General features: G+C 77.8%; 5 protein-coding genes. 3 read left to right on the top strand and 2 right to left on the bottom strand.

All coding sequences use genetic code 11. The features are described 5' to 3' along the window. Positions 1–218: 218 nt before the first annotated feature. Genes GTQ99_RS19380 through GTQ99_RS19370 form a run of 3 tightly spaced genes read left to right on the top strand, consistent with a single transcriptional unit; the run spans position 219 to position 2,375 of the window. The gene (locus GTQ99_RS19380; RefSeq protein ID WP_205707832.1) at positions 219–848 is read left to right on the top strand and encodes a DUF6758 family protein; all 630 of its coding nucleotides are present in this window, start codon (positions 219–221) and stop codon (positions 846–848) included. Between the two features lie 46 nt (positions 849–894). Continuing rightward, a complete protein-coding gene (locus GTQ99_RS19375; RefSeq protein WP_166617348.1) occupies positions 895–1,773 on the top strand; it encodes a PHP domain-containing protein in 879 nt (292 codons plus the stop codon). Beyond that, positions 1,770–2,375, top strand: coding sequence for a MarC family protein (locus GTQ99_RS19370; protein WP_166617347.1), 606 nt, complete (start codon positions 1,770–1,772; stop codon positions 2,373–2,375). The genes GTQ99_RS19375 and GTQ99_RS19370 overlap by 4 nt, the downstream gene beginning before the upstream one ends. Positions 2,376–2,389: 14 nt before the next feature. On the opposite strand, the gene GTQ99_RS19365 is transcribed toward GTQ99_RS19370, so the two are convergent. After that, positions 2,390–3,106 (bottom strand): hypothetical protein, encoded by a 717-nt coding sequence (locus GTQ99_RS19365; RefSeq protein ID WP_166617346.1) that lies wholly within the window; start codon positions 3,104–3,106, stop codon positions 2,390–2,392. 165 nt (positions 3,107–3,271) lie between these two features. Next, entirely contained in the window at positions 3,272–5,119 is a 1,848-nt protein-coding gene (locus GTQ99_RS19360; protein WP_166617345.1) for a DEAD/DEAH box helicase, read from the bottom strand. Between the last annotated feature and the right edge of the window lie 132 nt (positions 5,120–5,251).

Genomic DNA, 5,251 nt, shown 5'->3' with positions numbered 1-5,251 from the left:
GGTCGCCCCGGTCGCCCCGGTCGTCGCCTGCGTCGTCTGCGCGTTCACCCCGGCATCATCCTCCGCCGGCGCACCCGCTGTCCCGCCGGTGCGCCGGTCGCGACCCGGGCCGTGACCGGGGCCGTGACCCAGGGTGAGCAGCTGTTGACGATGGGCGGGGTGCGGGGTCACCGTGGGGTATGGGCGGTACGGCGCGGTGCCCCCGCTGCGACGACGCGGTGAGGGCACCCAGCATCTGGCACTCCTCGGCGACCTGCGCGGTCCACGGCGAGGTGGTCCCCCTGCAGCCCGAGCAGCAGGCGGACGCCGAGCACCTGGACTGGGTGGCCCGGCACTCCGACGTCCCGGTCTGGCTGCCGTGGCCGCTGCCCGACGACTGGCTGGTCACCGGCACCCGCTGCGTGCGCGACGACCGGCACGGGGCGCAGGCCGTCGTCGTCGCCGTCAGCGGCCCGCACCACGGCCCGGCCGGCTGCTCGCGGGTGGCCGACCTGCTGCTGGTGGCCGAGCAGCCGGGCACCGGGTTGGGCGCCCACCTCGCCGGCCGCGATGACGTGGACCCGGGCGAGGGCCTGGTGACCGGGCCGCCGGCGGTGCGCCTGCACGCCGGCGGCGCCTGGACGCCGCTGTGGAGCGTGCCCGCGGGCGAGGACCGCGCCGTCCTCGTGGGCGAGGCGGGCGGGGTGTGGCTGTGGGCGCTGCTGTGGCCGGCCGCCGCCGGGATCACCCTGCTCCACGACCTGCGGCTGGTCGACCTGCGCGACCCCGCGCACGCGCTGGACGTGCCCTGCGGAGCGCTCTCGCCGCGGCTGCGGTGGGCCGAGCGGGCCGAGCCGGCCCCGGCCTGAGCGCCGGGTGCGCGGGAGCGGTCCCGCGCGGCCGTAAGCTCTCGGGGTGCGCATCGACCTGCACACGCACTCCACGGCGTCCGACGGCACCCAGCCCCCCGCTGAGGTCGTCGCCTCCGCCGTCGAAGCCGGCCTCGACGTCGTGGCGCTCACCGACCACGACACCCACGCGGGCTGGTCGCAGGCGCTGGCGGCGGGCGACCGCCTCGGAGTCCGTGTCGTCCCCGGAGTGGAGATCAGCTGCCTGCGCGGCGGCGTCTCCGTGCACCTGCTCTCCTACCACCACGACCCCGCGCACGAGGCCCTCACCCGCATGCTCACCGACTCGCGCACCTCCCGGGAGTCCCGCGCCCGCCGGATGGTCGACCGCCTCACGCCCGACACCGGGCTGCGCTGGGAGCACGTGCTCGAGCACGTGCACGGCGGGGCCACCATCGGCCGCCCGCACATCGCCGACGCCCTCGTGGCCGCCGGCGTCGTGGCCGACCGCGACGAGGCCTTCGCCACGCTGCTGTCCGGGCGCAGCAGGTACTTCGTCCCGCACTCCGCGCCCGACCCCGTCGACGCCGTGCGCCGCGTGCGGGCCGCCGGCGGGGTGCCCGTCCTGGCGCACCCGGCCGCCTCCAAGCGGGGCAGCTGCATCGGCGACACCGACATCGAGGCCCTCGTCGAGGCCGGGCTCGCCGGCCTGGAGGTGGACCACCGCGACCACTCCGAGACCGAGCGCGCCCACCTGCGCGAGGTCGCGGGCGCGCTGGAGCTGTTCGTCACCGGCTCCAGCGACTACCACGGGACGGGCAAGCGCAACCGCCTGGGGGAGAACACCACCGACCCCGAGGTGCTGCAGCGCATCGACGCCGCGGCGGACCGGTCCGGCAGGACCGGCACGGGCGGCACGGCAGGCGACGGGGTCGCGGGCGCGTGAACTGGCAGCTGTTCGGGGAGAGCTTCGTCACGCTCTTCGTCATCATGGACCCGCTGGGGACCGTGCCGATCTTCCTCGGGCTCACCGGCACCTTCAGCGCGGCCGAGCGCTCCCGCGCCGCCCGCCAGGCCGTCCTCGTCGCCTTCGGCGTCATCATCGCCTTCGCCCTCTTCGGCCAGCGCATCCTCGACTACCTGCACATCAGCCTGCCCGCCCTGCAGGCCGCCGGCGGCCTGCTGCTGCTGCTCATCGCCCTGGAGCTGCTCACCGGCAAGGGCGACGAGCCGACGAGCACCGTCGGCGTCAACGTGGCGATGGTGCCGCTGGGCACCCCGCTGCTCGCGGGGCCCGGCGCGATCGTGGCCACCATGGTCTTCGTGCAGCAGGCCGAGGGCTGGGACGACCGCGTCGCCGTCGCCGCCGGGGTCGTGGCGGTGCACGTGACGCTGTGGCTGGCGATGCGCTTCGCCGGGGTGGTGCACCGCCTGCTGGGCGACTCCGGCGTCCTGCTCGTCACCCGCGTCGCCGGTCTGCTGCTGTCGGCCATCGCCGTGCAGCTGGTCGCCGACGCCGTGCGGACCTTCGTCACCGGCGCCGCCTGAGGGCCCGTCGGGGTTCAGCCCGGCGCGGGCACGCCCGCCAGCGCCCGCAGCTCCCGCACCAGCTCCTCGGCGGACACGGGCGCGGGACCGGTGCGGGCCCAGGCCGGCACGAGGGCCCGCGCCAGGCGCTCGGCCCGCTGCCACGAGGCCGGCCCGCCGCCCTGCTCGCCCGCGGCGGGCACGGCGTCCAGCGCCGGCGCGAGGCCGGCGGCCTCCACGGCGGCGCGCACCCGGGCCACGTCGGCGCCCAGCTCCGCCAGGCCGCCGGCCAGGTCGTCGGGCTCGGCGCCCAGCAGCACGCCCGCAGCCTGCTGCTCGCGCACGTAGCGCTCCGCCCCGCGGCGGTCCGGCGCGGTCCCCGCGGCGGCCGCGGTGCTCAGCACCAGGTGCACGCGCAGCGCGTGCCGCAGCGCGAGGACGTCGGGGTCGCCGCCGGGACGCACGTGCAGGTCACCGCCCAGCGCCCGCTCCCGGGCGGCCAGCGCGAGCGCGCGGCAGGGGTCGGCGACGGCCGCGCGCAGCAGCGCCGCGGTGTCCGCGACCTGCTGCCGGCGGTGGCGCGGGTCACCCGCGAGGGCGGTGGCCAGCTGCGGGTGCCGCCGCTCGACGAGACCGGCCGCCAGCAGAGCCACCTCCAGCGTCGCGGAGCCGTGCAGGAGCGCCGACGCGCTCGCCGCGGCGGGCGCGGGTCGGCGGGCCGCGACGAGCTGGTCGACGGGGGGTCTGGCCACCGCTCCAGCCTGACCGCGACCGGCCGTGATCGCAGCTCGACGGCGGCGCCGCGTCCGCCCGCGGGCTCCTCGCGGGCTCGCGGGGTCGCGGGGTCGTCGGAACGTGCGGGGGGGCGCCGTCCGGGTGGTCCCGGGCGGCGCCCCCTCGGGTGCGCGGCGCGCTCGTCAGTCCGCGCTCTCCTCGGCGGCGGCGGCGGCGGTGCTGCAGGTGCGCGTGCGGCGGCGGCGGGGACGGGTCACCTCGCCGCTCGCCCCGCCGCTCGCCTCCGCCCCGCCCGGCTCGCCGGGCGCCTCGGCGGTCGGCTCGGAGCCCGTCGCGGCAGCGGCGGGAGCGGCGGCCTCGGCGGCCGGCTGCCCGGCGTCCGCGGCGGTGGTGCCGGCGGTGGTGCCGGCGCTGGTGTCCGCACCCGCGGCCCCCTCGCCGCCCGCGGCCAGCTCGACGCCACCGCGGGTGCGGCGGCGCTGGCGGGATCGGCGGGCGCGCGGAGCGGGCTCGTCCCCACCGTCGGAGACCGCCTCGGAGGAGGTCCCGGAGGAGGTCCCGGTGCCGGTGGACGGGGACGCCGCGGCACCCGCGGTCCCCTGCCCGCCGCGGCGCGGGCGGCGGCCCTTGGCGGCCCCCACCTCCCCGAGGTCCTCGACCTCCTCGGCCTGCAGCCCGGCACGGGTGCGGTGCGCGCGCGGCAGCCGGCCGGTGGTGCCGGCGGGGATGCCGAGGTCCTCGAACAGCTTCGGCGACGTCGAGTACGTCTCCTCCGGCTCGCCGAAGCCGAGGCCGAGGGCCTTGTCGATGAGCGACCAGCGCGGCAGCTCGTCCCAGTCCACGAAGGTCACCGCGACACCGGTGTTGCCGGCGCGGCCGGTGCGCCCGACGCGGTGCAGGTAGGTCTTCTCGTCCTCGGGGCACTGGTAGTTCACGACGTGCGTGACGTCCTCGACGTCGATGCCGCGGGCGGCGACGTCGGTGGCGACGAGCACGTCGACCTTGCCGGTGCGGAAGGCGCGCAGCGCCTGCTCGCGCGCGCCCTGGCCGAGGTCGCCGTGGATCGAGGCGGCCGCGAAGCCGCGCTCGGTGAGCTGCTCGGCCACCGAGGCGGCGGTGCGCTTGGTGCGGCTGAAGACGATCGTCAGGCCGCGGCCCTCCGCCTGCAGCAGCCGGGCGAGCACCTCGACCTTGTCCATGGCGTGGGTGCGGTAGGCGAACTGCGTGATCGCCGCGACGGTGGCGCCGTCGTCGGTGGGGTCGATCGCGCGGATGTGCGTGGGCTGGCGCATGTACGAGCGGGCCAGCGCCACGACGGCACCGGGCATCGTGGCCGAGAACAGCATCGTCTGCCGGTCCGGGGCGGTCTGCGCCATCAGCCGCTCGACGTCGGGCAGGAAGCCCAGGTCCAGCATCTCGTCGGCCTCGTCGAGGACGACGCACTTGACGCGGCTGAGGTCCAGGTGGCGCTGCTGGGCGAGGTCGAGCAGGCGCCCCGGGGTGCCCACGACGACGTCGACGCCCTTGGTGAGCGCGTCGATCTGCGGCTCGTAGGCGCGGCCGCCGTAGACGGTGAGGATGCGCGCCTTGCGGATGCGGCTGGCGGTGGTGAGGTCCTGGGCGACCTGGACGGCCAGCTCGCGGGTCGGGACGACGACCAGCGCCTGCGGCTTGCCCGGGGCGGGCAGCGCGTCGTAGGCGGGCTCGCCCGGCACCGCGGTGCGCTGCAGCAGCGGCACGCCGAAGCCCAGCGTCTTGCCGGTGCCCGTCTTGGCCTGGCCGATGATGTCGTGGCCGCTCAGCGCCACCGGCAGCGTCATCGCCTGGATGGGGAAGGGGTGCGTGATGCCGGCGCCCGCGAGGGCCTCGGCGATGCGGGGCTCGACGCCGTGCTCGGCGAAGGTGCCCACGCGGGGCGCGGCGGGAGCCGTCCCGGCGTCCGCGCCGCCGTCGGCAGCGGTGGTCTCGCCGGTGGTCTCGGTGGTGGTCTCGGTGGTGGTCTCGGTGGTGGTGGTGCTCGAGTCGGTCATGCGTCTCCCGTGCAGGGGCGGCGGCGTCGCCGTCCCGCGCGAGCTCCCGGGTGGGGCGCGACGGGGGCGGAGCCACCCGGCGGGGGAGTCGTCGATCGGGACGTGCGGCCGCGTCGCGGCAGTCGGCAGCCG

It is taken from the genome of Kineococcus vitellinus (assembly GCF_009906315.1).
GTDB classification, from domain to species: Bacteria; Actinomycetota; Actinomycetes; order Actinomycetales; family Kineococcaceae; genus Kineococcus; species Kineococcus vitellinus.
Note: the sequence above shows the minus strand (reverse complement) of the source record. Positions and strands in the feature narration are given on the sequence as shown.

What these genes read in the sequence shown, in the direction of transcription:
- GTQ99_RS19360 (WP_166617345.1), bottom strand. Translation starts at nt 5,119, where the DNA reads ATGACCGACTCGAGCACCACCACCACCGAGACCACCACCGAGACCACC.